Raw genomic sequence first — 23,819 nt, 5'->3', positions numbered from 1 at the left:
GGGAGGCGACGCGGAGCGTCGTCGACCGACGACAACGCCGCGAGCGTGCGTGCCAGGCCCCGCGAGCCCGGCCTGATCCAAACGACAGGCCCTAGACCGGCGCCTTCGCCGCGGCCCACCCAGGAGCCGGTGACCTCAGCATGCTCGTCGCGGCGGGTGTCGCGGTCGTCGTGTACCTCTTCACGTACCGGCTGAAGCCGCTGTGGCGACGGGCGGGCGCAGAGGACTCCGACATCACCACGGACACAACGACCGCCGCCGGTGCCGATGCCGGTCAACTGCCGGATTCCGAGCGGGACTTGACCGTCGCGGCTGACGGCACGCCACCGCAACGGGTGAGTCCGCCGCGGTGGCGGGTACGACACTTCCCGTGCAGGATGTCGCAGAGGCGGCCAACGAGCGAGGAGTGCCGGAAGTGATTCGAAAACTGCAGGCGGTCGCGCTGGACTGTGCCGACCCCGTACGGCTCGCCGAGTTCTACGCGGAGCTGCTCGGCGGCCGGGTGGTCCTGGACCCCGACGACCCCGACTGGGTCGACGTCGTGGGGTTCGAGGGCACTCCCCTGGCCTGCCAGCGGGTGGACGGGTACCAGCCGCCGCAGTGGCCGGGCCAGGAGCGCCCGCAGCAGGTCCACCTCGACTTCGACGTGGACGACCTCGAAGCGGACGAGAAGCGGGTGCTCTCCCTCGGGGCGACCCTCCTGGAGCGCACGGACCAGATCCGGCCCGACACCAACTGGCGGGTCTACGCGGACCCGGCCGGTCACCCGTTCTGCCTCTGCCTGCACTGAGTACCAAACGGGCCGCACGGTGCTCAGCTGCCGGGCGCGACCCGCTCCAGGTCGTCGACGCTGCCCGACATGATGGCCCGTACGTGCGTGGTGATGTGCTCCAACGGCCAGTCCCACCAAGCCACTTGCAGCAGCCGCTCGATGTCGGCGTCGCTGTGGCGGCGGCGGATGACACGGGCCGGATTACCTCCGACGATGGCGTAGTCGGGCACATCGTCGACGACCACGGCGCCCGAGGCGACCACCGCCCCGTGCCCGATCCGCACACCGGGCATCACCATCGCGCCGTACCCGAACCACACGTCGTGGCCCACCACGGTGTCGCCCCGGCCCGGCAGCCCGGTGATGAGGTCGAAGTGCTCGGACCAGGACCCGCCCATGATCGGGAACGGGAACGTGGAGGGCCCGTCCATCCGGTGGTTGGCGCCGTTCATGACGAATCGCACCCCCTCCCCCAGCGCGCAGAACTTTCCGATGACCAGCTTCTCCGGCCCGTAGTGGTAGAGCACGTTGCGGGTCTCGAAGGCGGTTGGGTCGTCCGGGTCGTCGTAGTACGAGAACTCGCCGACCTCGATGAGCGGCGACTTGACCAGCGGCTTGAGGAGCACGACCCGCGGCTGCTCGGGCATCGGGTGCAGCGCGGTCGGGTCGGCGGGAACGTTCGCGGTCACCGGTCGGCCTTTCTCGAGGGCACGGGGCCGGCCTGAGCGGCCGACCACCCATTGACAGGACATTTGAACAAGGACGATCGTACTCGGGCCAGCGCGCGCCAGAAGCCCGGAGCGAAGGGACGCCAGCCGAGATGCCGTTCGATGTGTTGACCATGGGCCGCGTCGGAGTGGACGTGTATCCGCTCCAGACGGGCGTAGGGCTTGCGGAGGTGTCGACGTTCGGGAAGTACCTCGGCGGCAGCCCGACGAACGTGGCCGTCGCCGCGGCCCGTTACGGGCGGCGTACGGCGGTGATCACGAAGACCGGCGACGACCCCTTCGGCACGTTCGTGCGCACCGCCCTGGCGGGCTACGGAGTCGACGCCTCGTTCGTCGGCACGTCGGACGTGGCGCCGACCCCGGTGACCTTCTGCGAGATCTTCCCGCCGGACGACTTCCCGCTGTACTTCTACCGCCAGCCCAAGGCGCCGGACCTGGACATCCGCCCGGACGACCTCGACCTGGACGCGGTGGCATCGGCCCGGATCTTCTGGATGACGGGGACCGGGCTGTGCGACGAGCCCTCGCGCGCGGCGACGCTGGCGGCGCTGCGGCACCGGGCCAAGCGGGGGACGACGGTCTTCGACCTGGACTGGCGGCCGATGTTCTGGAAGGACCCGGCCTCGAAGGACGCCGCCTCCGTGGTCCACGAGCAGGCGCGCGCGTCCTACCGCGAGGCGCTCGCCCACACCACGGTCGCCGTCGGCAATCTCGACGAGTGCGAGATCGCGACCGGCGAGCGGGAGCCGCATGCGGCGGCAACCGCCCTGCTGGCGGCGGGAGTTGAGCTGGCCGTCGTGAAGCAGGGCCCCAAGGGGGTGCTCGCCGTGCACCGCGACGGCACGGTGGCCGAGCTGCCGCCGGCGCCGGTGGACGTGGTCAACGGGCTCGGCGCCGGTGACGCGTTCGGCGGGGCGCTGTGCCATGGATTCCTTTCCGGGTGGGACGTGGCGCGGACGGTGTCGTTCGCGAATGCCGCGGGTGCGCTGGTGGCGGGCCGGCTGGCCTGCTCCGATGCCATGCCCACCGCGGCGGAGGTCGAGGAGAAGCTCCGCGAGGTGAACGGTGATGTCTGAGGAGGAGACCGTGCGCATAGGTGTCATCGGAGCGGGCTGGATCGGCCGCGAGCACATTCGGCGGCTCACCGATGTGATCGTCGGGGCCCGGGTCACGGCGGTGACCGACATCGACCCCGAGCGCGCCGCCGAGGCCGCGCGGTACCCGGGCGCGCGGGTGCACCCGGACGGCGCCTCGCTGATCGCCGCCGAGGACGTCGACGCGGTGCTCGTCACCTCGTGGGGCCCGACCCACGCCGAGCACGTCCTGAACGCCGTCGCCGCGGGCAAGCCCGTGTTCTGCGAGAAGCCCCTTGCGACCACCCCCGAGGACTGCCTGAAGATCGTCGAGGCGGAGCGGGCGCACGGCAGCAGGCTGGTCCAGGTGGGCTTCATGCGCCGCTTCGACCAGGGCTACCGGCAGCTGAAGGAGGTCATCGACGCGGGCCGGATCGGCACCCCGCTGATGGTGCACTGCGCGCACCGCAACGCCTCGTCCGTGGAGGCGTACACCTCCGACATGGCCGCGCACGACACCGCGGTGCACGAGATCGACGTGCTGCGCTGGCTCCTGGACGACGAGATCGTCTCCGCCCAGGTGATCGTGCCGCGCTCCACGAAGCACAAGCACGTGCACCTCACCGACCCCCAGTTCATGCTCTTCGAGACCGCGCGGGGCGTCCGCATCGACCTGGAGGTCTTCGTCAACTGCCGCTACGGCTACGACATCCAGTGCGAGGCCGTCGGCGAGGAGGGTCTCGTGCGGCTGCCCGACCCGGCGGCGGTCGGGGTGCGCACGGCGGGCGCGCACAGCACGGCGATCCTGCCGGACTGGACGGGCCGGTTCGCCGACGCCTTCGACACCGAGTTCCGCGAGTGGATCGCGAACCTGACGGCGGGCCGCGCGCCCACCGGCCCCTCGGCCTGGGACGGCTACGCCGCCACGGTCATCACCGGCGCCGCCGTCGAGTCCCGCACCTCTGGCCGGGTCGTCGCCACGGGCATCCCGAAGCGCCCGGACTTCTACGCCGTGGACGGACATCCGTGAGGAGCGTCCGCGCCGGTGCGCCATGACGTCGCCCACCTACCACCCCACAGTGAGCGTCGCGACCACGGGCGCGAGGTACAGCACGGGGAACGCGACCGTCTTGTAGGAGCGCACCCGCAGCACCGTGATCACCGCCCCGAGGAAGTAGAGGGCCAGTCCGATCGCGGCCGCGATGCCGATGACCGGCACGGCGATCCCCACCAACAGGCCTGCCGCGCCGAGGAGTTTGGCCGCGGCCAGAGGGGTCCACCAGCTGTCGGGGACTCCGTAGGAGACGAGTGGTTCCACGACGAACGGGGCGCGGCGCAACAGCGAAACGCCCGAGAAGCCGACCCAGACGGCGGTCAGGACCGTGACGATGACGGCGGTGGTGGACATGCGGGCGTCCCCCTTCAGGAGGCGAGGAATGCGGAGGCGCGGAGACCGACGAACCGGGTGTCCGCCCCGAGCCAAGGGTCCTCGCCGCCGCTCGCCGTATCAACGGCCGTCCCGGTAACGAGCGATAATCCCGGGGTTAACGATGGGGAGGGGGCGCGAGGCGTGGAGCTGCGAGACATCGAGATCATCCTGACGCTCGCGGACGAGCTGCACTTCGGCCGGACGGCCGAGCGACTGCACATCTCGTCGGCCAGGGTCAGCCAGGCGATCAGGGCACAGGAGCGGCGCATCGGAGCGCCCCTGTTCGAGCGGACCAGCCGGTCGGTGCGGCTCACCCCCATCGGGCAGCGCCTGGCCGATGGCCTGCGCCGCGGACACGAGGCCATCACCTCCGCGATCGCGGAGGCCACCGCTGCGGCCCGGGGTGTCTCCGGCGCGCTCACGCTCGGGGTGATGGGCGCGCTCGGTCATGAACTGCGCGCCCACATCGGGCACTTCCGCAAGCTGCACCCGGAGTGCGACGTGCCGCTGCAGGAGATCCACTTCAGCGATCCGTACGGGCCGCTGCGCAGCGGCGAGGTCGACATGCTGGTGCTGTGGCTGCCGGTCGTCGAACCCGATGTGACCGTCGGCCCCGTGGTGTTGACGGAGGGCCGGGTGCTCGCGGTGTGGACGGGACACGAGCTGTCCGAGCAGGCCGACGTCTGCATGGAGGATCTGGCGGGGCGCACCGTCCTCGACCTCGGGCCCGAGGTGCCGCGGGACTGGGGCGAGGCCATGCTGCCCGTCCGTACGCCCAGTGGGCGCGCGGTCCCGCGCGGCCCCGGTGCGCGCACGTTCCACGAGGTCCTCACCCAGATCGCCGCCCGCACCGCGATCAGCCCGCTCAACGCGCACGTGCTGCGCTACTACCGCCACCCCGGTGTGGAGTTCCTGCCCGTCAGGGACGCGCCTGCGACCGAGTGGGCCCTGGTGTGGCGCACCGCAGACGAGACCGCGCAGCACCGAGCGTTCGCCGAGGCGGCGCGCGCGTTCGGGGTGCGGGGCGCGGGGTGACGAGGGGCGTGGCCGCGTGGCCGGGAGGTGTCCGGCCGTTTACGCCCCGGTGAGCCGGGGCAGGCGCCTCCGCCGACGGACGTTGCTCGGTACTGCACCATTTCCAGGTCTTTCCAGGTCGAAGAGATCGAGGTTCATGTGTCGGTGAGGCTTGAGGCGGAGCACCTGTACAAGGTGTTCGGCACGCGACAGGAAGAAGCGGTCGAGCGGCTGCGCGCCGGGACGGACCGCGAGGAACTGCGGTCCGAGGGGACCACCGCGGGCGTGATCGACGCGTCCTTCTCGGTGGAGTCCGGCAAGATCTTCGTCGTCATGGGTCTGTCGGGGTCGGGCAAGTCGACGCTGCTGCGCACCCTCAACGGCCTGTCGGACCCCACCTCGGGACACGTGAAGTTCGACGGCCAGGATCTGACGGGTATGCCCGCGAAGGAGCTGCGGGAGCTCCGCTCCCACAAGATCAGCATGGTCTTCCAGCACTTCGCGCTGTTCCCGCACCGCAGTGTGCTCGAGAACGCGGCCTACGGCCTCGCGGTGCAGGGTGTGCCGCGCGCGGAGCGCGAGCGGCGGGCTACGGAGGCCCTCGAACTGACCGGGCTCAAGGGCTGGGAGAAGTCCTACCCCGACGAGCTGTCCGGCGGCATGCAGCAGCGGGTCGGCCTGGCCCGCGCGCTGGCCACGGACGCCGAACTGCTTCTGATGGACGAGTCGTTCAGCGCCCTCGACCCGCTGATCCGGCGGGACATGCAGGACCAGCTGCTCGTGCTCCAGAAGAAGCTCAAGAAGACCATCGTCTTCATCACGCACGACCTCAACGAGGCCATGCGCCTGGGCGACCGCATCGCCGTCATGCGCGACGGCCGCATCGTGCAGAACGGCACCCCGGAGGACATCCTGGTGCGCCCGGCGGACGACTACGTCGCCAACTTCATCCAGGACGTGGACCGTTCACGGGTCCTGACCGCCGGTGCCATCATGGAATCCCCCGACGCCCTGCGCGAGCGCTCGGGCCGCCCGGAGCTCACCGACACCGAACTCCTGGCGAAAGCCCCCGCCCACGTCGGCCCCACCACCCCGCTCGCCGACCTGTTCGCACCGTGCGCCCAGCGCACCTCCGAGCCCGTCGCCGTCGTCGAGGACGAGGTACTGACCGGCGTGGTGAGCCAGGAGCGGCTGCTGGCCGTGCTCGGTGAGGCCGTGTCGGGTGAACGGGGCGGCGCCGGGGGCGGGCCGGCCGGGGACACGGTGTCGGCCCGCGCCCAGTAGCGCTTCGTCAGGTCTGACCGCTCACGCCGGCGGGTCCTTCCGCCAGGACCACCGCGCGTCGGGCGGTTCCTCGCCCCGTACGCGGAGCGAGTCGGTGGAGATCTGTTCCAGTCGGTCGACCTCGTCGAGGCCGAACCACATCTCGTGATTCTCCGAGCGCCCGCTGCGCGGTTTGTGGGTGTCCGGGTCGGACCAGCCGAGCGCCAGGAGTCGCTGCTTGTGCGCCTCGGTCGCGTGGGGGCGGACTCGGTGTGTCAGGCCGTCGTGCGGCCCAGGCCGAGGAGCGCGTCCCGGTTACTGGCCAAGAGGTCGAACCGGTCCAGCTCCGTCGTGTCGATCTCGGCGATGTGCCAGGCGAGGGCGGCGCCGCCCGCCTCGATGGCGGCGGGGACGTCGACGTCGCCGGTGCCGATCGGGGTCTGCGGCTCCTGGCGTACCGCCTTGCCGTCCTTGAGGTGTGCGGCCACCACGCGGCCGTCGAGCGCACGCAGCACCGCCGCCGGGGCCTGGCCCGCGACGGTCGCCCAGTAGACGTCGAGTTCGGCGAGCACCTGCGCGCCGGTCAGCTGCCAGAACACGTCGTAGCCGCTGCGACCGTCGGGCAGCGTCGTCCACTCCAGCTCGTGGTTGTGGTAGCCGAGGCGGATGCCGTGCCCGGCCAGTTCGGTGGCGGCCTCGTCGACGCGGGCGGCGAACCGGGTCAGGGTCTCCAGGTCGCCGAACACGTCGCGGCCGAAGTGGTCCCCGCCGTCGAAGCCCTCGACGAGCCCGGGGATCGGGATGAAGACGGTGTCGGTGCCGAGGATGCGGCACTCCTCGGCGAGGGTGGCGAGGCCGTCGGCCGCGATCGAGGCATGCAGGGAACAGACGGACAGGCCCGCCGCGTCCAGGTCGGCGCGGAGCGCACGGGCCTTGGCCAGGCGGTCCTGCGCGGGGGTGCGCCAGTCGCCGAGGCCGAAGGGCTCGACGTGCCGGTAGCCGAGTTCGGCGATGCGGGCGAGGGTGCCGGCGCGGTCCGTGTCCAGGTCCTCGCGGAGGCTGAACAGCTGGACGGCGAGCGTGCCGGTGGGCTCAGTGGTCGTGGCCATGGTGTGTCGGTCCTCCGGGTGTCAGTCGACGATGAGGGGGCGGAGCGTGCTGTGGGCGATGTCGAGGCCCTGGACGACCTTCTCGGGGGTGCCGCCCCAGACCGGGTCCTCGTGCTCGACGGAGAGGGTGCCGGTGAAGCCGTGCTCGTAGAGCCGGTCGAGGACCGTGCCCCAGTCGACCTGCCCGCGCCCCGGGACGCGGTAGCGCCACCAGCCCATGTCCCAGGGGTTGTCGGACCGGTCGCGGGCGGGCCCGAAGTGGCCGTAGCGCTGCCGGTCGTACGGGCGCAGCTCGACGTCCTTGGCCTGGGCGTGCACGATCCGGTCCACGTAGGGCGCGATGGTGTCGACCGGGTCGATGCCGATCCAGGTGAGGTGCGAGGGGTCCCAGTTGAGGTACAGGCCCAGGTCGAACATCCACTCCCACAGCTCCGGGGAGTAGGCGAGGTTGCCGGGGTAGCCGTCCGGGTGCCAGCCCTCCATCACGCAGTTCTCGATGATGAGCTTGACGCCGCGTGCGCCCGCGTACTCCACCAACTCCGGGAAGATGCGCTCCGCTTCGGCGAGGTTCTCGGCGACCGGCTTCGTCCAGTCGCGGCCGATGAACGTGCCCACGTACGGGATGCCGAGGCGCTGCGCGGTGTCGACGGCGTGCCGGAGGTGGGTGCCGTAGGCGGCGCGCCGCTCGGGGTCGGGGTGGAGGTGGTTCTCGTAGTAGGCGAGCGCGGAGATCTCCAGGCCGTGCCGGTCGAGCAGGGCGCGGGTGCGCTCCTCGTCCCCGCCGGTGAAGGTGGCCACGGGCAGGTGTGCGGCCTCGAAGTCGCGGCCTCCGGTGCCGGGCCAGACGGCGACTTCGAGGGCCTGGTAGCCGCGGCCCGCCGCGTATTCGGCGATCTTGTCGAGGTCCCAGGAGGGCAGGCAGGCGGTGAGCATGCCGAGCTTGATCCGGCTCGGCGTCGGTTCACACGTCGATTCACTCATGGGTCAGTTCACCTTTGTCCAGGTGCCGTTGGCGGACGATGTCAGGAAGGCGTCGACGAGGCGGGCGGAGCGCAGCCCGTCGGCGAAGAGCGGGAGCCCTTCGGGTGTCTCGCCGGTGGTGACGGCCGCGTACACGTCGGCGACGAACGCGGCGAAGCAGTCGACGTAGCCCTGCGGGTGGCCGGGCGGCACGATGTTGAGGCGCCGCTGCCCGGGGGAGGTGCGTCCCGCGCCGCGGTGCAGGACCCGGGAGGTGTCCTCGCCGCCGAGCCAGAGGGTGTCGGGGTTCTCCTGGTCGAAGACGGCGCTGCCGGCCGAGCCGTCCATTTCGAACCAGAGGCGGTTCTTGCGGCCCGCGGAGACCTGGGACACCACGGTCGAGGCGAGCGCGCCGTTCTCGGTGCGCAGGAGCAGCGCGGCGGCGTCCTCGGTGGTGACGGTGGTCCGCTCCCCCGAACCGGCCGCCTTCGAGAAGGACTTGGTGTCCGCGCCGGGTCGCTCGGGGACGGTGACCGTACGGTGCGCGGTCAGTTCCGTGAAGCGTTCGCCGCTGACCCATTCGACGAGGTCGCACCAGTGCGAGCCGATGTCGGCGAAGGCGCGGGAGTCTCCCCCGGCGTCCGGGTCCACGCGCCAGCCGGACGCGTCGGGGTCGAGCATCCAGTCCTGGAGGTAACTGCCGTGCAGCAGTTGCCAGTTGCCGAACTCTCCGGCCCCGGCCCGGTCGCGCAGTTCCCGTACGAGGGGGTGGTAGCGGTACACGAACGGCACGGCGGCGACGGTCCCCGCGCGTTCCGCGGCCCGCACCAGGCGTTCGGCGTCGGCCACGGAGGTCGCCAGGGGCTTCTCGCACACCACGTGCTTGCCCGCCGCGAGGGCGCGTTCGGCGTACGCGGCGTGGGTGCGGTTGGGGGTGCAGATGTGCACGACGTCGACATCCGCGTCGGCGAGAAGGTCGTCGAAGTCGCCGTATGCGGCGACACCTTGGCCGGTGGCCGACCAGTCGGCGGCGACCTGCGCGGAACGCTCCGGGGTGGAGGCGAGCACGCCGGTCGGCCGGCCTCCCGCGGTGCGGATCGAGCGGCGGTGCACTTCGGCGATCATGCCCGCGCCGACGATCGCGGACCGAGGTGTGGGTGGTGCGGGCGGGGCCATCGAGGCCGCCCTCCTTTCGACGTCGACACACATGGCAGACATGACACACATGACGTACGTGACATGCGTGGCGCCGTGCACACCGTCGGCGGAGGTGACTCGTCCCGCTCATGAACGTAGGACATTCAATTTGGCCCTGACAAGCGAAAGTTACTGCATCTTGAGAGTCATAAATGATGGGGAGCGCGTACGGTGTGCAGCCATGTCCACCTCGACGCTCCCCCGCGCCCGCCTCTCCGTGCCCACCTTGCGGTTCCGGGACGGTGGCGGGCTGCTGTACTCCACGCTGGCCCGCCTCATCGCGTCCGGCACCGCCGTGCACCGCGCCGACCTGGTGGAACGCGCCGGTCTCGCCCGCTCGACCGTCACTCGGCACCTGGACGCGCTGATCGAGGCCGGCGTCGTGGCCGAGGGCGGCGCCGCCCGCGCCGGCCGGGGGCGCCCGCCCCAGCTCCTGACGCTCAACCCGGGGGCGGGACTCGTGGCCGCGGCCGACATCGGGGCGCGCGACGCCCGTCTCGCCGTCGCCGACCTCTCGCAGAACCCCCTCGCGACCGGCCACATAGCCGTCGATCTGGCGCAGGGCCCCGAGGCGGTGCTCGGCGAGGTGGAGGCGGCGCTGCGCGAGCTGCTCGCCACGGCGGCCGACGGAAGTGTTCCGCTGTGCGCGGTCGCGGTCGGCCTCCCGGGCCCCGTCGACCACGCCGCCGGAGCGCCGGTCCGGCCGCCGATCATGCCGGGCTGGGACGGACACCCCGTGGGCGACACCCTCGCGGAACGCTTCGGCTGCGCGGTGCTCGTCGACAACGACGTGAACCTGATGGCACTTGGCGAGGCCCGCAGCCTGCCCGAGGACCAGCTGCCCCTGCTGTTCGTGAAGGTGTCGACCGGCATCGGCGGCGGCCTGGTCTCGGCCGACGGCGAACTGCACCGCGGCGCGGACGGCGCGGCAGGCGACATCGGGCACCTCCCGGTCACCTCCGGTGGCGCGTCGGAGGTGGTGTGCCGGTGCGGGAAGAGCGGCTGTGTGGAGGCGGTCGCCTCGGCCGCGGTGATGGTCCGCCACCTCAACGCGGCGCGTGCGACGACGAGTTCGGTGCTGCGCCGCACCGGCGACCTGGCCCGCCTCGTGGCCCACGGCGACCCCGAGGCGCTGCGCGTGGTCCGTGCGGGCGCCGAGCGGATCGGCGAGGTGGTGGCCCTCCTGCTGCACGTCTACAACCCGGCCCGCGTGGTCCTCGGCGGAGCCCTCGCCGGCGCGGGCGACGAACTGCTCGCCGGGGTGCGCTCGGTCGTCTACCGCCAGGCACTCCCCCTGGCCACCCGCAGACTCGTCCTCGAACCGAGCACCCTCGCCGACCGGGCCGGACGCGTCGGAGCCACGGTCCTCGCGGTGGAACATGTGCTGTCACCGGACGGGGTGGTCGACCTGATGGAACGCAGGCTCGGGCGGAGCGCGAAGGGCCGCCCCAGTCCGACGAGTTGACGCGCGCACCCTTGACATCCCCCGAACCCGGTGTTTGATTGACGCAAGATCGTGCACTTCGCGGCGGAGGCCTCGTCCCCCGAATCCACCCCGCGCGAAGGGACGTCACACCCCATGAGCCGCAGCGTCAACGTCGGCATCCTCGGCACCGGTTCGATCTTCCGGGCCTACGCCGCCGGTATCGCCACCCTCCCCGAGCTGACCGTCACCCGCGTCGCCGACGTGGACCTGGAGCGGGCCCGCACCGCCGCGGCCGAGTTCGGCATCCCCGCCGCGGGCAGCACCGAGGAACTGCTGGCCGACGACGAGGTGGAGATCGTCGTCAACATCACCCCGCCCGCCGTGCACGCACCCCTCAACGAGGCCGCGCTGCGCGCCGGAAAGCACGTCTACACCGAGAAGCCGCTGGCCGCGACGACCGACCTCGCGCGCGCCAACCTCGTCACCGCGACCGAGACGGGCCGCACGCTCGGCGGGGCGCCCGACACGTTCCTCGGTACGGCCGGTCAGGCGGCGCGCGCCGCGATCGACGACGGTCTGATCGGGACGCCGTTCGCCGCGACGAGCTTCGTGCGCTCCAGCCGGGTGCAGGCGTGGCACCCGAGCCCCGGCTTCTTCTTCCAGGCGGGCGGCGGACCCGTCCTCGACTGGGGTCCGTACCACGTGGCCGCGCTGGTCAATCTGCTCGGCCCGGTGCGCGATGTCATGGGTGCGAACGCGATGGCCGAGAAGGAGCTGGCGGTGACGGCCCCGGAGCGGACCGTCGAGTCGGTCCCGGTGGAGGTGCCCACGCACGCCACCTCCATCCTCCGGTTCGACTCGGGGGTGCTGGCGACGGTGATGTACTCCTTCGACGTGTGGGACACCGAGCTGCCGCACCTGGAGATCTACGGCACCGGCGGCACGCTCTCCCTGCCGGACCCGAACACCTTCGACCGCCCGGTGCGCATCAAGCGCCGCGGAGACACCGAGTGGAGCGAACTCCCCGCGGTGACCCCGGCGAAGGCGCCCGCCACCGGCCCGTTCCGCGGGCTCGGCGTCCTCGACCTGGCCCGGCACCTGGACGGCGGCCCGCACCGCGCGTCCGGCGAGTTCGCCTTCCACGTCCTGGACGTACTGGAGCGGATGTCCCTCGCGTCCCCGGAGTCCGGCGCGCTCACGGTGCTGTCGTCCGTGAAGCGGCCGGCTCCCCTGGACCGCCCGTAAGGAGACACCGGCCTACGGGTAGAAGTGCGTCAGCGACTCCGCCACGCACGCCGGCTTCTCGGAGCCCTCCAGTTCGAAGGTGAACGCCCGCGTCATCTGCACCCCGCCCCGTGCCACCTCCGTCACGTCGGCGACGGAGGCGTGCAGCCGTACGCGGCTGCCGACGGGCACGGGCGCGGGGTAGCGCACCCGGTTCACGCCGTAGTTGAGCGCCCGGCCCACGTCCTCGACCCGGAGCAGCTCGCCGAACATCGGGATGCCCCAGCTCAGCACCATGTAGCCGTGCGCGATGGTGCGCCCGTACGGGCCGGCGGCCGCGCGCTCGACGTCGGTGTGGATCCACTGGTGGTCCCCGGAGACGTACGCGTAGGCGTCGATGAGCTCCTGGGTGATCTCCTTCCAGTCGGAGTGGCCGAGGTCGCGGCCGGCGAGGGCGAGGATCTCCGGGATGCCGTGCACTGTCAGGGGCATGGGGCTCCGTTCTACGTGGGTGAGGGCCCGGTCAGGCGGAGGCCGCGACCGTGCGGGGCGCCGGGGCCGGGTCCACGGCCAGTTCGTCGTGGTTGGGGCGCTTGAGCAGGAGCAGCATGCAGCCCAGCGTCAGGGCGACCTGGAACAGGGCGTAGGCGATGACCGCAGTGATGGAGCCGGTCCGGTTGAGCAGGAACTGGCCGATGATCGGGGTCGTGCCGCCGAGCAGGGTGCCGCACAGCTGGTAGCACAGGGAGATGCCGGTGTAGCGCAGGTGGGCGGGGAAGCGGCTGGCGAGCATGCCGGCGAGGGCCGCGTAGTACAGGCAGTGCGGGATGGTGGCGACGGCGACGCCGAGCATCGCGAGGCCGTAGTTGTTGGTGCCGATGAGGAGGAACATCACGGGCAGCAGCACCAGTTCGGGCACCAGCATGACGGTGACGGCGCGGGACCAGCTCTTCATCTTCGTCGCGAGCACGGCGCCGAAGGGCTGGACGATCACCTGCGTGATGTTGGCGACCAGGATGATCGTCAGGAACGAGCTGCGGTCGAAGTCGAGCGAGCTGGTGGCCCAGGACAGGGCGAACGTCGACTTGAAGTACGTCGCGGACAGGCCGATGGTGCAGGCGCCGATACCGAGGGCGATCAGGCCGGGGTGGCTGCGCAGCACCTCGGTGATCGGCAGCTTGGCGACTTCCTTCTTCTCGATGAGCTTGGCCATGGCCGGGGACTCGGAGACCTTGAGGCGCACCAGCAGGCCCACCAGGACGAGGACGGCGGAGGCGAGGAACGGGATGCGCCAGCCCCAGGACACGAAGGCGTCGTCGGGCAGTTGGCTGATGGCCAGGAAGCTCAGTGTGGCCAGTGTGTTGCCGACGGGCGAGCCCTGCTGGGCGAACGCTCCGTAAAGCACCGACTTGCCCTTGGGCGCGCTCTCGGAGGCGATGAGGACGGAGCCGCCCCATTCGCCGCCGAGGCCGATGCCCTGGATCATGCGGATGCAGACCAGCAGGATCGGTGCGGCGACGCCGATGGAGGCGTAGCTCGGCAGCAGGCCGATCGCCGTCGTGGAGATGCCCATCATCAAGAGCGTGATCACGAGGGTCTTCTTGCGGCCCAGGCGGTCGCCGAAGTGGCCGAAGACGATGCCGCCGATGGGGCGGGCGAGGAAGCCGACCCAGAAGGTGGCGAAGGCGACCAACGTACCGATGGCGCCGTCCAGTTCGGGGAAGAACACCTTGTCGAAGGCGAGCGCCGCCGCGGTGCCGTAGATGTAGAAGTCGAACCACTCGATGGTGGAGCCGACGAAGGCACCGAATCCTGCCCTGTTGGCGGTTCTGGTCTCCGCACGTGAGGTGGCGGTGGACGCACTCATGGGGTCGCTCCGTGAACGTCGTTGATCAAGCGGATGGGGACGGGGAACTGCGGGTGAAACGCGGGGAGTTGTTAGGCGGCGACGCGCTCGAAGACCGCGGCGAGGCCCTGGCCTCCGCCGATGCACATGGTCTCCAGGCCGTAGCGCGCCTGGCTGCGCTGCATCTCGCGGGCGAGCGAGGCGAGGATGCGTGCACCGGTCGCACCGACGGGGTGGCCGAGGGAGACCCCGGAGCCGTTGACGTTGATGCGCTGCTCGTGATCCTTCTCACCGAGGCCCAACTCACGGGTGCAGGCGAGAACTTGGGCGGCGAACGCCTCGTTGAGCTCGATCAGGTCGAGGTCGGCGAGGGTGAGCCCGGCGCGCTCCAGGGCTGCACGGGTGGCCGGGACGGGGCCGATGCCCATCGTCGCGGCGGGGACGCCCGCACGGGCGAAGGAGACGAGGCGGACCAGCGGGGTGAGGCCGAGCCGTTCGGCGGTTGCGGCGCTGGTGACGAGGCAGGCGGCGGCCGCGTCGTTCTGCCCGCTGGCGTTGCCCGCGGTGACGGTGGCCTCGGGGTCGTCCTTGCCCATGATGGGCCGCAGCTTGGCGAGTTGCTCGGCGGTGGTGTCCGGGCGCGGGTGCTCGTCGGCGCTCACGACGGTGTCACCCTTGCGGCCCCGTACGGTGACGGGCACGGTCTCCGCGTCGAAGCGGCCCTCCTGGGCGGCGCGGGCGGCGCGCTGCTGCGAGCGCAGGGCGAGGGCGTCCTGGTCGGCACGGCTGATGCCGTACTCGCGACGCAGGTTCTCGGCCGTCTCGATCATGCCGCCGGGCACCGGGTGGTGGATACCGCCCGCGGTGACCCGGCCGCGCGCCAGCGAGTCGTGCAGCTGGAGCCCCGGGCCCTTGATGCCCCAGCGGCCCTCGTGCGTGTAGTACGGGGCGGCGCTCATCACGTCGACGCCGCCTGCGATCACGACGTCGCTGAACCCGGCCCTGATCTGCATGGCGGCGTCGAGGACCGCCTGAAGCCCCGAACCGCAGCGCCGGTCGATCTGCGCGCCGGTGACGGAGTCGGGAAGACCGGCGTCCAGGGCGGCGACGCGGCCGATGGCCGGCGCGTCGGAGGACGGGTAGGCGTGCCCGAGGATCACCTCGTCGACCCGGTCCGGGTCGATTCCGGTGCGGGCGACGAGCTCGGCGATGACGCGCGCGGCGAGCGCGGCGGGCGTCTGCCGGGCGAAGGCGCCGCCGAAGCGCCCGATGGGGGTGCGCAGAGGTTCGCAGATGACGACATCGGCCTGTGCGGGCACGGCTTCGGGCACGGCGGAACACCTTTCGGGCGGCTCAGGGAGGTGAGGCGACCATCGCACCCGACCGCTGAGTCGGTCCAATACCAAGTTTTCGATCCATCAAGACGGGTGGCGTCTCAATCACCCCGTACGCGGCGGCCCTACGGGGTCGGCAGCGCCTCCTCGCAGACCGCGAGCACGGCCCGCAGGGCGGCGGAGGGGTTGTCGGCCCGCCAGGCGAGGGCCGCCTGGCGCCGGATGGGCGGTCCCGCGAGCGGCCGGTAGACGAGCCCGGTCTGCTGGATGTGCCGGACCGAGGACACCGTGAGCGTGACACCGACGCCCGCCGCGACGAGCGCCAGGATCGTGTACGAGTCGGGGGCCTCCTGCACCACGCGCGGGTTGAACCCGGCGGCCTCGCAGGTCTCGACCATGGCGTCGCGGACCGTGGACCCGGCGTTCGCGGGGAAGGAGACGAAGGGCTCCTCGGCCAGGATGCCGATGGGGATCTCGTCCAGCGCGGCGAGGTGGTGGTCGGAGGGCAGCGCGCACAACAGCTCCTCCTCGTCGATGACCCGGTGGGCGACGCCCGGCTGGGTCACCGGGAGCCGCACGAAGCCGAGGTCGAGCGAGCCGTCCGCGACCCGGTCGAGCGCGACATTGGCGTACGTCTGGCCCTTCATGACCAGTTCGATCGCCGGGTGCGCGGCCCGCACCGCGCGGGTGAGGCGGGGCAGTGTCTCGTGGCTGGAGGCGCCGGCGAAGCCGATCGTGACCCGGCCGAACTCGCCGCGCCCGGCCGCCTTCGCGGCCCGCACCGCCGTGTCGAGGTCGGCGAGCACGGTCCGCACGGGGTCGAGGAAGGACTCCCCCGCGCTGGTGAGCCGCACGGAGCGGGTGTTGCGCTCGAAGAGCTGGACGCCCAGCTCCTTCTCCAGCTGCCGGATCTGCTGGCTCAGCGGCGGCTGCGCCATCTGGAGCCGCTTTGCGGCCCGACCGAAGTGCAGTTCCTCGGCGACGGCGGTGAACGCGGTGAGATGACGCAGCTCCACGAGCCCGCCCCCATTCATCGATCAGGACATTCATTAATCAGGAGTCTTGATCCGACCTTAATTTGGTATTGGACGGCAATCAATAGGCGCTGAGACGGTAGGGCGACCACTACGCACTCACCGAGGAGCACCGTGTCACCAAAGGTCATGTCGATGAAGGAGGCCATCGCCGCCCACGTGCACGACGGTGCCACCGTCAGCATCGAGGGCTTCACGCACCTCGTCCCCACCGCCGCCGGACACGAGATCATCCGCCAGGGCCGCAGGAACCTCACCGTGGTCCGGATGACGGCGGACATCGTCGTCGACCAGATGATCGCCGGGGGCTGCGTCTCGCGCCTCGTCTCCTCCTTCGTCGGCAACTCCTCCGCCGGTTCGCTCGGTGAGCTGCGGCGGCGGATCGAGAAGGCCGACCCGGCGCCGCTCGCCTTCGAGGAGTACAGCCACTACGGCATGATCTGCCGCTACCTGGCCGGCGCCCAGCGCCTGCCGTTCTACCCGCTGCGCAGCTACGGCGGCAGCGACCTCCCGGGCGTCAACGACGCGCTGCGCAAGGTGACTTCGCCGTACCCGGGCCCGGACGGCGAGCCCGAGCAGATCTACGTCGTGCCGCCCGTGAACCCGGACGTCACGATCATCCACGCGCAGCGCGCCGACCGCCGCGGCAACACCCAGATCTGGGGCCTCACCGGCATCCAGGCCGAGGCGGCGTACGCGGCGAAGAAGGCGATCGTGGTCGTCGAGGAGCTGGTCGAGGACGACACCGTCCGCTCGGACCCCAACCGCACGCTGGTCCCCGCCCACGCCGTGGACGCCGTCGTGGTCTGCCCGCGCGGCGCCCACCCGTCGTTCGCGCAGGGCTATTACGACCGCGACAACGCCTTCTACCGCGCCTGGTCGCACATCAGCAAGGACCCCGAGCGCCTCCAGGAGTGGCTGGCGGAGTGGGTGTACGGGACGGCCGACCACGCCGAGTACGTCGCCAAGCAGGGCGAGGAGTTCTGGGCGGGCCTCGCGGTCGGCGAGGCGCTCAGCGAACCGGTGAACTACGGACGGCGACTGTGAGCACGACCCACGCACAGGACGAGACGGTCGAGACGGACGAGAAGGAACTGACCACCATGACTGCTGCCACGACCGACACGGTCACCTCCTCGGAGCTGCTCTCCGTCGTCGCCTCCCGCGAACTCGCCGCGCGCCGCACGGTGTTCGCCGGCATCGGCCTGCCGACCCTCGCCACCGAACTGGCCCACCTCACGGTCGCCCCGCAGATCGAGGTCGTCTACGAGTCCGGGGTGTGCGGCGCGCACCCCTCGCACCTGCCGGAGACCATCGCGGACGCCGTCCTCATCACGGGCGCGGAGGCGGTGCTCTCGATGCCGACCCTGTTCGGCAGCGTCCTCCAGGGCGGACACATCGACGTCGGCTTCCTCGGCGCCGCGCAGATCGACCACTGGGGCAACCTCAACACCTCGGTCATCGGGGACTGGGAGAGCCCGCAGGTGCGGCTGCCGGGCTCCGGCGGCGGCATCGAGGTGATGGCCAACTCCCGTGAGGTGTTCGTCGTGATGCGCCGGCACAACCCGCGCTCCTTCACCGAGACCCTCGACTTCTGCACCACGCCGGGACCGGACCGCGCGCTCGAAGAGGGCATCAGGCCGCTCGGCGTCGGCGTCACCCGCGTCATCACCGAGCTGGGCATCCTGGCCCGCGAGGGCATCGGCGAGGAGCTGCGGCTGACCGCCGTGCACCCCGGTGTCACGGTCGAGCAGGTCAAGGAGGCGACGGGCTGGAACCTGAAGGTGGCCGACCACGTCGAGATCGTGGAGCCGCCGAGCGCGGCGGAGCTGCGGCTGCTGCGCGAGGACGTCGACCCCGGCCGCGTCTACCTCCGCTGACACCCTCCCCGTAGAACACCTCGTCCCGAATCTACGAAAGGTCCCCAACTGCCATGCGTATCAGGATCGTCGGCGCCGGAGCCATGGGGCGCGGCATCGCCCAGTGGGCGGCGAGCGCCGGGCACACCGTCGAGCTGGGCGACGTACGGGCGGAGGCGGTCGAGGAGGCCGTCGCGTTCGTGCGGTCGATGCTGGAACGCGCGGTGGCCAAGGGCCGCATGAGCGAGGAGGGCGGTGCGGCGGCGGTGGCCCGGCTGTTCCCGCTGGACGACCCCTGGGCGCCCGGCCCGGACGTGGAGCTGGTCATCGAGGCCGTACGGGAGGACCTGGACACCAAGGCGGAGGTGTTCGGCAAGCTGGCCCAGGCGCTGCCCGCCACCACTGTCTTCGCCACCAACACGTCCTCCCTGTCGGTGACACGGATCGCGGCGACGCTCGACGACCCGACGCGCCTGGCGGGCCTGCACTTCTTCAACCCCGTGCCGCTGATGAAGATCGTCGAGGTGGTGCCGGGCACCGCGACCCGGCCCGAGATCCCGGCGGCGCTCACGGAACTCGTCGAGGGCTGCGGGCACCGCGCGGTCACGGTGGCCGACACCCCGGGCTTCCTCGTCAACCACGCCGGGCGCGGCCTGGTGACCGAGGCGCTCGCGCTCCTGGAGGAGTCGGTGGCGCGGCCGGCCGACATCGACCGCATCGCACGGGACGTACTGGGCCTGCGGATGGGCCCGTTCGAGCTGATGGACCTCACCGGGCTCGATGTCACGGCGGCGGTCATCGACTCGATCTGGCAGGGCTTCCGCAACGAACCCCGGCTGCGCCCCTCCTACCTCACGCCGAACCGGGTGACGGCGGGCCTGCTCGGCCGCAAGACCGGGCAGGGCTGGTACGCGTACGGGCCCGAGGCGCCGGTGGACGCGGAGGAGCCGGTGACGGGCGACGCGGACCGCCCGGTGCACGTGCCGGGGGACGACGAGGACTCCCGGTCGCTGCGCGAGGCGCTGACGGCGGCGGGCGCCCGCGTGGAGACCAGCCCCTCCCCCGCGGCCGTCGTCCTCGTGCCGGTCTGGGGCACTGGCGTGGCCGACGCGGTCGCCGCCCGCGGGCTCCCCGCCGCGCGCACCTTCGGTGTGGACCCGCTGTCCGTGGCGAGCGGCCGCCGTGTGCTGTCGGTGACCCCGGCCGCCGACCCGGCGGCGGCCCGCGACGCCCGCGCGGTGCTCGCGCGCGGCGACCACTGCGTGACGCTCGTCCGGGACAGCGCCGGTTCGGTGGGCCAGCGCCTGCTCGCCTCCGTGGTGTCGGTCGCCACGTCCATCGCCGAGCGCTCCCTCGCCGCCCCGGCGGACATCGACCTGGCGGTGACGCTCGGCCTCGGCTACCCCACGGGCCCGCTGGCCTGGGGCGACCGGATCGGCGCCGCCCGCCTGCTGGAGCTGCAGGGCGCGCTGCACACCACGACGGGCGATCCCCGCTACCGCCCGACCCGCTGGCTCACCGAACGCGCCCGGCTCGGCCTGCCGTTGACCGACCCGGGCACGACGCCGGAGGACTGCGCCGGCTGAACCGGCGGTCCGTCGCCGTGCACGCTCACCAGTCGTGCACGGCGCCGTCCCGCAGCCGGTTCACCGGCAGGTACTTGCGCTCGTACGGAAAGCGTCCGGCGGCCTTCTCGTCGAACTCGACTCCGATGCCGGGGCGGTCGCCGGGGTGCATCAGTCCGTCCTCGAAGGTCCACGACGTGTGGAACACCTCCTCGTACCCGGGCAGATGGGCCATGTACTCCTGCATGCCGAAGTTCGGGATCGACAGGTCGAGGTGGAGCGCGGCGGCGAACGAGGCCGGGGAGAGGTCGCCCGCGCCGTGCGAACCCGAGCGCACCCCGTACAGCTCCGCGAGCGAGAAGATCCTGCGCAGGTGGGTGATGCCGCCCGCGTGGGAGACGGAGGCGCGGACGTAGTCGATCAGCCGGTTGGTGATGAGGTGCTGGCAGTCCCAGATCGAGTTGAAGATCTCGCCGACCGCGAGGGGTGTCGTGGTGTGCTGCCGGATGAGCCGGAAGGCCTCCTGGTCCTCGGCCGGCGTGGGGTCCTCGATCCAGAACAGGCGGTACGGCTCGAGGGACTTGCCGAGCCGGCCCGCCTCGATCGGGCTGAGCCGGTGGTGCACGTCGTGCAGCAGCTGGAAGCCGTAGCCGAACTCCTCGCGGACGGCGGCCATGTACTGCGGCACGAAGTCCAGGTACGCGCCGGTGTCCCAGACCTCCTCGCTCGGCAGGCTGCCGTCGGCCGGCTCGTAGGTGTCACCGCCGCCCTTGCGCATGCCGTAGACCCGCTCCAGGCCCGGGACCGCCGCCTGGGCGCGGACCGCGCGGAAGCCCTTGTCGCGGAACCGCCGTACGTCGTCGAGGAGTTCGGGGATCGTGTTGCCGCTGGCGTGCCCGTAGACGGTGACACCGTCGCGGGCGGCGCCGCCGAGCAGCTGGTAGACGGGCAGGTTCGCGACCTTGCCCTTGATGTCCCACAGGGCGACGTCGACGGCGGCGACGGCGGTCATGGTGACCGGCCCGCGCCGCCAGTAGGCGCCCTTGTAGAGGTACTGCCACAGGTGCTCGATGCGGGCCGGGTCCTGGCCGATGAGGAGCGGGCAGACGTGGTCGCGCAGGTAGGAGGCGACGGCCAGCTCGCGGCCGTTGAGGGTGGCGTCGCCGATGCCGGTGACACCGTCGGAGGTGGTGATCTTCAGGGTGACGTAGTTGCGGCCGGGGCAGGTGACGAAGACCTCGGCGGAGGTGATGGTGGCGGGCATGCGGTGTCCCTCTCTCGGGAAGCGTCGTCGGGTGGTGTCTCAGGGGCGGGCGGCGCGCAGCGCGGCGTCGGTTCCGTGGGCGTCCAGGATCCGGGCGAACTCGGCGACGGCGTCGGCGAATCCCTCGTGCTGGGCCGCCTCTTGGGGCAACAGGCCGCCGTCGGCGAGCAGCAGGCGGGCCTTGGCGTCGGGGCCGCTCGCACGGGACGCGAGTGCGGCGAGGCGGGCGCGGGCTCCGTCGTGCACGGCGCCCAGGCTCCGCTCGTCGTACGCGTCGTCGACCGTGACCACGCGTACGTAGGCGGCGAAGCCGAGCGCGAGCATGCGCGGCAGGCGTCCGGCGGCCAGTGACTCGGTGAGGGTTCCGGCCCAGCGCACGGGGATCTTCAGGGATCCGTCGGAGCCGACCTGGGCGGTGCGGTGGCCGAGCGCCGGGTTGGCGAAGCGGTCGAGGAGTTCCCCGATGTAGTCCGCTCCGGGCATCCCGGCGGGTTCGGTGACGGTCGGCAGGATCTCCTCGCGCATCGCGAACTCGACTGCGCCGCTGAGGAGTTCGTCGCCGACGGCCTGGTCGATGGAGCGGTGGCCGCGCAGCAGCCCGAGGTAGGCGAGCAGGGAGTGGCCGCCGTTGAGCAGGCGCAGCTTCATCAGTTCGTACGGTGCCACGTCCTCGGTGAACACCGCGCCGGCCTGCTCCCAGGCGGGCCGCCCCGCGCGGAAGTCGTCCTGCATCACCCACAGTTTGTACGGCTCGGCGGGGACCGGCACGGTGTCGCGGACGCCGAACGCGTGGGCGGCCATGGCGCGGTGCTCGTCCGTGGTGGCGGGCGCGATCCGGTCGACCATGCTGTTCGGTGTCGACACGCAGGCGTCGGCGTACGCCTGGAGATCCTCGCGCTCGGCGGCGGGCAGCGCGGCGATGAACTCGTCGAGCAGGGACCGGAGTCGGTGCCCGTTGTCCATGAGGTTGTCGCAGCTGAGGACCGTCACGGGCGGGGCGCCCGTGCGGAGCCGCTGTTGCAGTCCGCGGGCGATCAGACCGAGCGTGCTGCGCGGGGTGCCGCCCGCGAGGTCGGCGCGGACCAGCGGGTCGTCGAGGTCCAGGCGTCCGTCGGCGCCGAACGTGTAGCCCTTCTCCGTGACGGTGAGGGAGACGATGCGGGTGGTGGCGGCGCCGATGGCGGCGACCACGTCCGCGCCCTGCCCGTCGGCGACCAGACCCGGGTGATGCACTCCGGGCACGCTCGCGGCGACGGCGCCGCCGCGGTGCAGGGTGAGCACGGTGTAGAGGCCGTCCTGCGCGGCCATGCCCTCGATCACCGGCCGGGGCCGGTCGCCCGGCGTGGTGGACACGCCGGTGATCCCCCACGGACCGTCGGTGTGCCGCAGCGCGTCGGCGGTGTGGACGGCCTGGTGGGCGCGGTGGAAGTTGCCGAGGCCGAGGTGGACGATGCCCGACTCCGTGGTGGGCGGCGCCAGTTTGAGCCCGGAGTCCGAGAGCGCGGTCCGCGTCATGCGCGGCAGCGCTTGGTGTTCCGCACTCACGCGTCCTCCCCGCCGGGCGTGATGAGCACCTTCATCTGCGTACGGTCGACGAGCGCCGTGCGCAGCCCCTCGTCGGCCCGCTCCAACGGGAACTCGGCCGTGACCAGTTCGTCGAGGCGTACGCGGCCGGACCCGGCGAGCCGCACGGCCGCCGCGAAGTCCCCGGCCGCATACCGGAAGGAGGTGAGCAGGGACATCTCCTGGCGCTGCAGCCACGCCAACGGCAGCACCGTTTCGGGGCGGTTCGGGTTGCCGACGACGACGGCGGTGCCGCCGGGGCGCAGCGCGCGGATCCCGGAGACCAGGGCGGGGCCGACCCCGGAACAGTCGAGGACGGTGTCGTAGCCGTCCGGGTCGGCGAGCGCGTGGGCCCGGTCGGGGTCGGGGGTGAGCGTGGTCGCGTCGACGGTCCCGGCGCCGAGCCGGGCCGCGAACTCCCGCCGCGCCGGGGCCACATCGGACACGGTCACCACGGCTCCGCAGGCGGCGGCGACCTGGGCGACGAGAACGCCGATGGGACCGGCGCCTGTGACCAGGACACGGGCGCCGGGCGCGATGTCGGCGCGGCGCACGGCGTGCACGGCGACCGCGAGGGGCTCGACGAGCGCGCCCAGCTTCACGTCCATGCCCTCGGGCAGCGGGTGCACGAAGTCCCGTGGTACGGCGATGTGTTCGGTCAGCGCGCCGTTGGTGGGCGGCGAGCCGAAGCAGGTGCCCTGCGGGCACAGGTTGTAGCGGCCGGCCCGGCACAGGGCGCAGCGCCCGCAGGGGTGTGCCGGTTCGATCGCGACGGGCGTGCCGTGCGGCAGGTCGTCCGCACCGGCGCCGTGGCCGACGACGTGTCCGGCCGGTTCGTGGCCGAGGACGGTCGGCTGCCGCAGCACGTTGGGGCCGTTCTCGCCGTGCTCGTAGTAGTGCAGATCGGAGCCGCACAGGCCCACGGCGCGGACGGCGACGAGGACTTCGCCGTCGCCCGGCTCGGGCACCGGACGGTCCTCCACGCGCAGGTCCTTGGGCCCGTGCAGCACGGCGGCGCGGTGCGTGGTGGTGGCCACGGGGGCGCTCCTTTCGTGGGGGGATGTCGAACTAGGGCCTGTCGTTTGGATCAGGCCGGGCTCGCGGGGCCTGGCACGCACGCTCGCGGCGTTGTCGTCGGTCGACGACGCTCCGCGTCGCC

General features: G+C 72.0%; 22 protein-coding genes. 10 read left to right on the top strand and 12 right to left on the bottom strand.

All coding sequences use genetic code 11. The annotated features are described in order from the left end of the window. The first annotated feature begins 415 nt into the window (after window positions 1-415). Window positions 416-790 (top strand): VOC family protein, encoded by a 375-nt coding sequence (locus ACIA8D_RS39995; protein ID WP_399240125.1) that lies wholly within the window; start codon window positions 416-418, stop codon window positions 788-790. 23 nt (window positions 791-813) lie between these two features. Here the strand turns inward: ACIA8D_RS39995 and ACIA8D_RS39990 are convergent, their stop codons facing one another. Next, on the bottom strand, window positions 814-1,419 hold the full coding sequence (locus tag ACIA8D_RS39990; RefSeq protein ID WP_399240132.1) for a CatB-related O-acetyltransferase: 606 nt from the start codon (window positions 1,417-1,419) through the stop codon (window positions 814-816). A 173-nt stretch (window positions 1,420-1,592) separates the two neighbouring features. Between ACIA8D_RS39990 and iolC the strand changes: the two genes are divergently transcribed. Continuing rightward, window positions 1,593-2,576: a 5-dehydro-2-deoxygluconokinase gene (iolC, locus tag ACIA8D_RS39985; RefSeq protein ID WP_399240123.1), complete on the top strand. Its 984-nt coding sequence runs from the start codon at window positions 1,593-1,595 to the stop codon at window positions 2,574-2,576. Beyond that, complete coding sequence (locus ACIA8D_RS39980) at window positions 2,569-3,603, top strand: Gfo/Idh/MocA family protein (RefSeq protein WP_399240121.1); 1,035 nt, start codon at window positions 2,569-2,571, stop codon at window positions 3,601-3,603. Before iolC ends, ACIA8D_RS39980 begins: the two co-directional genes overlap by 8 nt. Window positions 3,604-3,639: 36 nt before the next feature. On the opposite strand, the gene ACIA8D_RS39975 is transcribed toward ACIA8D_RS39980, so the two are convergent. Continuing rightward, window positions 3,640-3,981, bottom strand: a complete 342-nt coding sequence (locus ACIA8D_RS39975) for a DoxX family protein (RefSeq protein ID WP_399240119.1) — start codon at window positions 3,979-3,981, stop codon at window positions 3,640-3,642. 162 nt (window positions 3,982-4,143) lie between these two features. On the opposite strand from ACIA8D_RS39975, the gene ACIA8D_RS39970 reads away from it, so the two are divergent. Both ACIA8D_RS39970 and ACIA8D_RS39965 read left to right on the top strand, forming a co-directional pair. Next, window positions 4,144-5,037: a LysR family transcriptional regulator gene (locus ACIA8D_RS39970; RefSeq protein WP_399240117.1), complete on the top strand. Its 894-nt coding sequence runs from the start codon at window positions 4,144-4,146 to the stop codon at window positions 5,035-5,037. A gap of 138 nt (window positions 5,038-5,175) precedes the next feature. Next, window positions 5,176-6,300, top strand: coding sequence for a glycine betaine/L-proline ABC transporter ATP-binding protein (locus tag ACIA8D_RS39965; RefSeq protein WP_399240115.1), 1,125 nt, complete (start codon window positions 5,176-5,178; stop codon window positions 6,298-6,300). 254 nt (window positions 6,301-6,554) lie between these two features. On the opposite strand, the gene ACIA8D_RS39960 is transcribed toward ACIA8D_RS39965, so the two are convergent. The 3 genes from ACIA8D_RS39960 to ACIA8D_RS39950 are packed head-to-tail and all read right to left on the bottom strand — an operon-like array spanning window position 6,555 to window position 9,524. After that, window positions 6,555-7,388: a sugar phosphate isomerase/epimerase family protein gene (locus tag ACIA8D_RS39960; RefSeq protein ID WP_399240113.1), complete on the bottom strand. Its 834-nt coding sequence runs from the start codon at window positions 7,386-7,388 to the stop codon at window positions 6,555-6,557. 21 nt (window positions 7,389-7,409) lie between these two features. Further along, the gene (locus ACIA8D_RS39955) at window positions 7,410-8,369 is read right to left on the bottom strand and encodes a sugar phosphate isomerase/epimerase family protein (protein ID WP_399240111.1); all 960 of its coding nucleotides are present in this window, start codon (window positions 8,367-8,369) and stop codon (window positions 7,410-7,412) included. 3 nt (window positions 8,370-8,372) lie between these two features. After that, a complete protein-coding gene (locus ACIA8D_RS39950) occupies window positions 8,373-9,524 on the bottom strand; it encodes a Gfo/Idh/MocA family protein (RefSeq protein WP_399240109.1) in 1,152 nt (383 codons plus the stop codon). Between the two features lie 202 nt (window positions 9,525-9,726). Between ACIA8D_RS39950 and ACIA8D_RS39945 the strand changes: the two genes are divergently transcribed. Together ACIA8D_RS39945 and ACIA8D_RS39940 are read left to right on the top strand one after the other, a co-directional pair. After that, the gene (locus tag ACIA8D_RS39945) at window positions 9,727-11,010 is read left to right on the top strand and encodes an ROK family protein (protein ID WP_399240107.1); all 1,284 of its coding nucleotides are present in this window, start codon (window positions 9,727-9,729) and stop codon (window positions 11,008-11,010) included. Window positions 11,011-11,124: 114 nt separating this feature from the next. Further along, a complete protein-coding gene (locus tag ACIA8D_RS39940; protein WP_399240105.1) occupies window positions 11,125-12,216 on the top strand; it encodes a Gfo/Idh/MocA family protein in 1,092 nt (363 codons plus the stop codon). 12 nt (window positions 12,217-12,228) lie between these two features. Here the strand turns inward: ACIA8D_RS39940 and ACIA8D_RS39935 are convergent, their stop codons facing one another. The 4 genes from ACIA8D_RS39935 to ACIA8D_RS39920 all read right to left on the bottom strand — a co-directional run bounded on the left by ACIA8D_RS39935 (window position 12,229) and on the right by ACIA8D_RS39920 (window position 16,391). Further along, window positions 12,229-12,687 (bottom strand): MaoC family dehydratase, encoded by a 459-nt coding sequence (locus ACIA8D_RS39935; protein ID WP_399240103.1) that lies wholly within the window; start codon window positions 12,685-12,687, stop codon window positions 12,229-12,231. A gap of 31 nt (window positions 12,688-12,718) precedes the next feature. Further along, window positions 12,719-14,062, bottom strand: coding sequence for an MFS transporter (locus tag ACIA8D_RS39930; protein WP_399240101.1), 1,344 nt, complete (start codon window positions 14,060-14,062; stop codon window positions 12,719-12,721). Window positions 14,063-14,133: 71 nt separating this feature from the next. Next, window positions 14,134-15,360, bottom strand: a complete 1,227-nt coding sequence (locus tag ACIA8D_RS39925) for an acetyl-CoA C-acetyltransferase (RefSeq protein WP_399240130.1) — start codon at window positions 15,358-15,360, stop codon at window positions 14,134-14,136. Window positions 15,361-15,500: 140 nt separating this feature from the next. Continuing rightward, window positions 15,501-16,391 carry a LysR family transcriptional regulator gene (locus ACIA8D_RS39920; RefSeq protein WP_399240099.1) on the bottom strand — a complete coding sequence of 297 codons (891 nt, stop codon included), beginning with the start codon at window positions 16,389-16,391 and terminating at the stop codon, window positions 15,501-15,503. A 147-nt stretch (window positions 16,392-16,538) separates the two neighbouring features. Here ACIA8D_RS39920 and ACIA8D_RS39915 point away from each other — a divergent pair, with 147 nt between their 5' ends. The 3 genes from ACIA8D_RS39915 to ACIA8D_RS39905 are packed head-to-tail and all read left to right on the top strand — an operon-like array spanning window position 16,539 to window position 19,854. Next, window positions 16,539-17,456: a CoA transferase subunit A gene (locus ACIA8D_RS39915; protein ID WP_399240128.1), complete on the top strand. Its 918-nt coding sequence runs from the start codon at window positions 16,539-16,541 to the stop codon at window positions 17,454-17,456. Window positions 17,457-17,512: 56 nt separating this feature from the next. After that, window positions 17,513-18,289: a CoA-transferase subunit beta gene (locus tag ACIA8D_RS39910; RefSeq protein WP_399240126.1), complete on the top strand. Its 777-nt coding sequence runs from the start codon at window positions 17,513-17,515 to the stop codon at window positions 18,287-18,289. A gap of 53 nt (window positions 18,290-18,342) precedes the next feature. Then, complete coding sequence (locus ACIA8D_RS39905; RefSeq protein ID WP_399240097.1) at window positions 18,343-19,854, top strand: 3-hydroxyacyl-CoA dehydrogenase; 1,512 nt, start codon at window positions 18,343-18,345, stop codon at window positions 19,852-19,854. A 25-nt stretch (window positions 19,855-19,879) separates the two neighbouring features. On the opposite strand, the gene manD is transcribed toward ACIA8D_RS39905, so the two are convergent. Genes manD through ACIA8D_RS39890 form a run of 3 tightly spaced genes read right to left on the bottom strand, consistent with a single transcriptional unit; the run spans window position 19,880 to window position 23,697 of the window. Further along, entirely contained in the window at window positions 19,880-21,097 is a 1,218-nt protein-coding gene (gene manD, locus ACIA8D_RS39900; RefSeq protein WP_399240095.1) for a D-mannonate dehydratase ManD, read from the bottom strand. Window positions 21,098-21,136: 39 nt separating this feature from the next. Beyond that, window positions 21,137-22,642: a mannitol dehydrogenase family protein gene (locus ACIA8D_RS39895; protein WP_399240093.1), complete on the bottom strand. Its 1,506-nt coding sequence runs from the start codon at window positions 22,640-22,642 to the stop codon at window positions 21,137-21,139. Continuing rightward, a complete protein-coding gene (locus ACIA8D_RS39890; protein ID WP_399240091.1) occupies window positions 22,639-23,697 on the bottom strand; it encodes an NAD(P)-dependent alcohol dehydrogenase in 1,059 nt (352 codons plus the stop codon). The genes ACIA8D_RS39895 and ACIA8D_RS39890 overlap by 4 nt, the downstream gene beginning before the upstream one ends. Window positions 23,698-23,819 lie beyond the last annotated feature (122 nt).

This window comes from Streptomyces sp. NPDC051684 (assembly GCF_044453445.1).
GTDB lineage: Bacteria > Actinomycetota > Actinomycetes > Streptomycetales > Streptomycetaceae > Streptomyces.
Note: the sequence above shows the minus strand (reverse complement) of the source record. Positions and strands in the feature narration are given on the sequence as shown.

What these genes read in the sequence shown, in the direction of transcription:
- ACIA8D_RS39990 (WP_399240132.1), bottom strand. Translation starts at nt 1,419, where the DNA reads ATGCCCGAGCAGCCGCGGGTCGTGCTCCTCAAGCCGCTGGTCAAGTCG.
- iolC (WP_399240123.1), top strand. Translation starts at nt 1,593, where the DNA reads ATGCCGTTCGATGTGTTGACCATGGGCCGCGTCGGAGTGGACGTGTAT.
- ACIA8D_RS39980 (WP_399240121.1), top strand. Translation starts at nt 2,569, where the DNA reads ATGTCTGAGGAGGAGACCGTGCGCATAGGTGTCATCGGAGCGGGCTGG.
- ACIA8D_RS39975 (WP_399240119.1), bottom strand. Translation starts at nt 3,981, where the DNA reads ATGTCCACCACCGCCGTCATCGTCACGGTCCTGACCGCCGTCTGGGTC.
- ACIA8D_RS39960 (WP_399240113.1), bottom strand. Translation starts at nt 7,388, where the DNA reads ATGGCCACGACCACTGAGCCCACCGGCACGCTCGCCGTCCAGCTGTTC.
- ACIA8D_RS39955 (WP_399240111.1), bottom strand. Translation starts at nt 8,369, where the DNA reads ATGAGTGAATCGACGTGTGAACCGACGCCGAGCCGGATCAAGCTCGGC.
- ACIA8D_RS39950 (WP_399240109.1), bottom strand. Translation starts at nt 9,524, where the DNA reads ATGGCCCCGCCCGCACCACCCACACCTCGGTCCGCGATCGTCGGCGCG.
- ACIA8D_RS39945 (WP_399240107.1), top strand. Translation starts at nt 9,727, where the DNA reads ATGTCCACCTCGACGCTCCCCCGCGCCCGCCTCTCCGTGCCCACCTTG.
- ACIA8D_RS39940 (WP_399240105.1), top strand. Translation starts at nt 11,125, where the DNA reads ATGAGCCGCAGCGTCAACGTCGGCATCCTCGGCACCGGTTCGATCTTC.
- ACIA8D_RS39935 (WP_399240103.1), bottom strand. Translation starts at nt 12,687, where the DNA reads ATGCCCCTGACAGTGCACGGCATCCCGGAGATCCTCGCCCTCGCCGGC.
- ACIA8D_RS39930 (WP_399240101.1), bottom strand. Translation starts at nt 14,062, where the DNA reads ATGAGTGCGTCCACCGCCACCTCACGTGCGGAGACCAGAACCGCCAAC.
- ACIA8D_RS39915 (WP_399240128.1), top strand. Translation starts at nt 16,539, where the DNA reads ATGTCGATGAAGGAGGCCATCGCCGCCCACGTGCACGACGGTGCCACC.
- ACIA8D_RS39910 (WP_399240126.1), top strand. Translation starts at nt 17,513, where the DNA reads ATGACTGCTGCCACGACCGACACGGTCACCTCCTCGGAGCTGCTCTCC.
- ACIA8D_RS39905 (WP_399240097.1), top strand. Translation starts at nt 18,343, where the DNA reads ATGCGTATCAGGATCGTCGGCGCCGGAGCCATGGGGCGCGGCATCGCC.
- manD (WP_399240095.1), bottom strand. Translation starts at nt 21,097, where the DNA reads ATGCCCGCCACCATCACCTCCGCCGAGGTCTTCGTCACCTGCCCCGGC.